At 53.9% G+C, this 4271-nt stretch carries 3 protein-coding genes and 1 tRNA gene; 1 reads left to right on the forward strand and 3 read right to left on the reverse strand.

What is annotated here, in order from left to right; translation table 11 throughout:
• Positions 1-94: 94 nt before the first annotated feature.
• Positions 95-170: transfer RNA gene (locus NV64_RS22515), tRNA-Thr, on the reverse strand.
• 562 nt (positions 171-732) lie between these two features.
• Here NV64_RS22515 and coaA point away from each other — a divergent pair.
• Complete coding sequence (coaA, locus tag NV64_RS22520; protein WP_101506836.1) at positions 733-1689, forward strand: type I pantothenate kinase; 957 nt, start codon at positions 733-735, stop codon at positions 1687-1689.
• Positions 1690-1717: 28 nt separating this feature from the next.
• Here the strand turns inward: coaA and birA are convergent, their stop codons facing one another.
• Both birA and murB read right to left on the reverse strand, forming a co-directional pair.
• Positions 1718-2680 (reverse strand): bifunctional biotin--[acetyl-CoA-carboxylase] ligase/biotin operon repressor BirA, encoded by a 963-nt coding sequence (gene birA, locus NV64_RS22525; RefSeq protein ID WP_056236414.1) that lies wholly within the window; start codon positions 2678-2680, stop codon positions 1718-1720.
• Positions 2677-3714, reverse strand: coding sequence for a UDP-N-acetylmuramate dehydrogenase (murB, locus tag NV64_RS22530; RefSeq protein ID WP_056236411.1), 1038 nt, complete (start codon positions 3712-3714; stop codon positions 2677-2679). The genes birA and murB overlap by 4 nt, the downstream gene beginning before the upstream one ends.
• Between the last annotated feature and the right edge of the window lie 557 nt (positions 3715-4271).

A 4271-nucleotide genomic window follows, 5' to 3' on the forward strand; every position in this document is an offset into this window, starting at 1 on the left:
GAAGGATTCGAACCTTCGAAGTCGATGACGGCAGATTTACAGTCTGCTCCCTTTGGCCGCTCGGGAACCCCACCTGGGGTATTTCGTTACTTGATGGTGCCGGCTACCGGAATCGAACTGGTGACCTACTGATTACAAGTCAGTTGCTCTACCAACTGAGCTAAGCCGGCATCAAGTGGTGCGCATTTTAGGAAGACCGCGCCCGGGATGCAACAAAAAAATTGCGATAATTGTTCTTACGCTCACTCTTTGTGCAATTCACCTTAAAACGGTCCCTCTTTCGCGTTTTTTTGCTGAAAAAAAACGCAATGGCGCGGTATTTTTTCTTTTTAAGCACGCCCTACCGGTGCGGCGAGTGAACCCGCCAGGGTACTCACCCGCCCTCGATGCCACACTAATTTCTGAATAGCACATAACACCGGCTACCCACGTGAGAATCGTAAATCGTATCTAACGCGTCAGATGCTACCGCCGTGGCGAACCGCGGCGATCGGATTTGATGGCCCATGCACATCTCTCGTGCGATACACCGTAGCCAGTTAATGCGAGTGACGTAACGTTTGCCAGCCTGTTAGCGCTTTTTTCCTTCTTATTCAGGCCCGTCTGGTGTTAACCTCCTGCCCATTGTGTTCTGAAATCCCCAGGGTAATTCAGCCTGACTGCGACACGATGTTGCGGATATCAACGGGCTAACCTTCTGATGGGTAACTACTTGCTGGCAGAAGCATGCATATGAGCAAAAAAGATTTATCGTTAACGACCCCTTATCTGCAGTTCACCCGTAATGAATGGGCGGCACTGCGTGACTCCGTCCCAATGACCCTGTCAGAGGGCGAAATTGCCCAGCTGAAAGGCATTAACGAAGATCTCTCCATGGAAGAGGTGGCTGAGATCTATTTGCCATTGTCACGCCTGCTGAATTTCTATATCAGCGCCAACGCCGGGCGTCAGGCCGTGCTGGAGCAGTTCCTCGGCACCAAAGATAAGGGGCAGAAAATCCCCTATATCATCAGCATTGCCGGCAGCGTTGCCGTCGGGAAAAGCACTACCGCGCGCGTGCTGCAGGCCCTGCTTAGCCGCTGGCCCGAGCACCGTAAAGTCGAGCTCATTACTACTGACGGCTTTCTGCACCCGAATGCCGTGCTCAACGAGCGCGGGCTGATGAAGAAGAAAGGCTTTCCCCTCTCGTATGATATGCACCGGCTGGTGAATTTTGTCTCGGAGCTAAAGTCAGGCGCGGCCCAGGTGACGGCGCCGGTTTACTCACACCTGATTTATGACGTCATTCCCGACGGCGATAAGGTAGTTCAGCAGCCCGATATCCTGATACTTGAAGGATTGAACGTATTACAGAGCGGAATGGACTATCCCCACGATCCCCACCACGTGTTTGTCTCTGACTTCGTCGACTTTTCTATCTATGTCGATGCCCCGGAGGCGTTACTGGAACACTGGTACATTCATCGCTTCCTGAAATTCCGCGAGGGGGCATTCAGCGATCCGGACTCCTATTTCCATCACTATTCCCAGCTACCGGAACAGGAAGCCGTGGGTATCGCCACCCAGCTATGGAAAGAGATTAACCACAAGAATTTGATGGAAAATATCCTACCGACGCGCGAACGTGCCAGCCTGATCATGACCAAAAGCAGCGACCATGCGGTCGATCTGGTGAGGCTCAGGAAATAGATCGCAGGGGCCAGTGCCCCTGCCGATATCAGCCCTGCGGCCGCAAAGAAATCTCTCCCCCAACCCAGGATTTTCGCACCCCATCCTGCTCGAGAATTAACCCGCCCTGAGCATCAATACCCCGTGCAATGCCATAGATCTCTCTGTCACCAATGAGTAGCTTAACCGGGCGGTTGATGAAGTTATCCAGCGCAGCCCAACGCTCAACAAACGGATGCAGACCATCCTGCTCAAAGGCAAATAACGCGTCACGCATCTTGTTAACGATCAGCGCTGAAAGTGCATTTCTGTCAATGGTGACACCGGCTTCCTGCAGGTTAATCCACCCCTGGTTAATGACATCCGCAGCGGGTGCACGCATCGCCAGATTAATGCCTGCACCAATCACGATCTGTGCAGCTTCGCCGGTTTTACCCGTCAGTTCAATCAAAATACCGGCAAGTTTGCGATCGTCGAGATAAATGTCATTTGGCCACTTTACGCGAATATCCGGTGCGCCCAGCTCCTGCAGCGCTTCAGCCAGCACGATACCGATCACCAGGCTCATGCCCATCGCCGCCGCCGGCCCCTGCTCCAGACGCCAGTACATGGAGAGATACAGGTTGGCACCAAAGGGAGAGAACCACTGCCGGCCTCGCCTGCCGCGGCCAGCCTGTTGATACTCAGCCACGCAGGCGTCGCCCGACTGCAGGCTGTTCATCCTGTCCAGCAGATACTGGTTAGTTGAGTCAATCACCGGCACCACCGCCAGCCGGCCATTCTCAAGCTGAGCGTTGATCGCCTGCTCATTGAGTAGCTGCATTTTAGCCGACAGACTGTAGCCTTTGCCGGTGACGGTGAAAACATCGATCCCCCACTCTTTCAGCGTATTGACGTGCTTATTGATAGCAGCACGGCTCATGCCCAGCTGCTCACCGAGCTGTTCACCCGAGTGGAACTCACCGTCGGCCAGCAGAGCGACCAGTTTCAGGGGTACGGTGTAATCTTTCATGCAATCACCTCGACGGCGTCTGTCTCGCCCTGCGCGCTGATAAAGCGTACTTCCGGCTCAAGCCACACGTTAAATTTTTTGCCAACGCGCTGACGGACTTCACGGGCCAGCGCCACCACATCCTGCCCGGTCGCATTGCCGGTATTAATCAGCACCAGCGCCTGCTGCTGATGCACGGCTGCTCCGCCCATCCTGAACCCCTTCAGGTTGCAGCGGTCGATTAACCAGCCCGCGGCCAGCTTCATCTCGCCGTTCTCCTGCGGATAGAGCGGTATAGTGTCGTACTGCTCCTTCAGCTGGCGGGCCATTTCCGCGCTCACCAGCGGATTTTTAAAGAAGCTGCCGGCATTACCGGTCACCGCAGGGTCGGGCAGCTTGCTGCTCCGCATGCGGCATACCGTTTCAAACACCTGCTGCGGGGTCACCCGGTCACGATCGAGCTCTCTGAGCTCGCCATAGGTCAGCACCGGCTGCCAGATTTTGTTAAGGCGCAAACCCAGCGCGATAAGGGCATAGCCTTCACGGTACTGATGCTTAAAAACGCTGTCCCGGTAGGCAAACCGGCACTCTTCTGCACTCAGGCGCTGTCGGGAGCCGTCAGCCAGCCTGACAATATCGACGTATTCACATACTTTCTCCAACTCGACGCCGTAGGCCCCAATGTTCTGAATAGGCGCCGAACCCGCGCAACCGGGGATCATCGCCAGATTCTCTAACCCGGGATAGCCGTCGCGTAAGGTGGATTGCACCAGCGCGTGCCAGTTTTCTCCTGACCCAACGTGCAGATGCCAGGCGTCACTGGATTCCGTTACCTCAATCCCCATGATGCGGTTAACAATAACCTGACCCTGAAAGTCTTCCAGAAACAGGACATTGCTGCCCTCTCCCAACAGCAATACCGGCTCTGAACGCTGCTGGCTTTGCAGCCAGGCGCGGCACAGTGCTTCCACGCTGTCAGCCACACAGATCCCGGCAGCTGACGCTTCCAGACTAAAGGTATTCCAGGGTTTTAATGAATGATTCTGGCAGGACATAACAGGGCCTTTGCGGGTTAAACTGGGGCTAGTTTACCTGATTAGGCGGGTTATTGGCGATATTATGACGTTTTCCAGGGTGGGCATGTGGGACAACAACGCTTACCGAGGATATGGAATACTCACATTTTATTTAATTCATCTGACTGATTTAATTGAAAAAGAAATCTTAAAAAGAGGATTTATCGCTTAACGACTCAAGTACAACGTTAGTTCACCGAATTGTACGCTTACTTAGTCCAACTCAGTCCCTTTTGGGCGGTAATTTTGTACCCTGAGCACAATAAAGCGCCATCAGTCTCAACGTATGCGATCGGAGATCTTTCATAAGGTATGGGTAAATACGTCAGAACGTAGCAATCAACGGGGTTCGTGCCAGGTGCTCCTGTTCGGGAGTGCAATTAATCGCCATCACTTTTTATTCGGGCCACCGCCAGAGCCGCCGGCACGAGAGAAACATGCACGTACGGGGCGGGTTACCGGCCACGGATGAGTCATCAGCCCGGTCCGGAGCGGCGGGTTTTGCGTTTAAAATCTGATTTTTTGACCAGTGAAGA

The sequence above is a fragment of the Erwinia sp. B116 genome, from assembly GCF_002865965.1.
Lineage (GTDB): Bacteria > Pseudomonadota > Gammaproteobacteria > Enterobacterales > Enterobacteriaceae > Erwinia.

Bases quoted from the DNA above. Each gene is read 5' to 3' on its own strand.
- coaA (WP_101506836.1), top strand. From the start codon at position 733: ATGAGCAAAAAAGATTTATCGTTAACGACCCCTTATCTGCAGTTCACC.
- birA (WP_056236414.1), bottom strand. From the start codon at position 2,680: ATGAAAGATTACACCGTACCCCTGAAACTGGTCGCTCTGCTGGCCGAC.
- murB (WP_056236411.1), bottom strand. From the start codon at position 3,714: ATGTCCTGCCAGAATCATTCATTAAAACCCTGGAATACCTTTAGTCTG.